Annotated in this window: 1 protein-coding gene; it reads left to right on the forward strand. The window is 57.2% G+C overall.

Annotated elements, in window-relative coordinates:
• On the forward strand, nt 1-243 hold a 243-nt coding region (locus AACY49_RS31690), incomplete at both ends, for a DDE-type integrase/transposase/recombinase (protein WP_339528310.1).

The raw sequence follows: 243 nt of genomic DNA on the forward strand, positions 1-243 counted from the left end.
GGTTATACCTGGCCGTGGTGCTGGACTTGTTCTCACGCAAGATAGTCGGCTGGTCCATGGCCCCGAACATGCCGGCTGAGCTGGTGTGTAGTGCAATGCAGCTGGCGATTGCTCAACGTCAACCACCACCGGGTCTGGTCGCCCACTCGGATCGTGGCAGCCAATACGCGAGCGCAAGCTACAGAGCGCTGTTGGCAAGAAATGAAATGCAGCAAAGCATGAGCCGTAAAGGTAATTGCTGGG

Origin of the sequence: Pseudomonas sp. EL_65y_Pfl2_R96, from assembly GCF_963970905.1 — a bacterium.
Lineage (GTDB): Bacteria > Pseudomonadota > Gammaproteobacteria > Pseudomonadales > Pseudomonadaceae > Aquipseudomonas.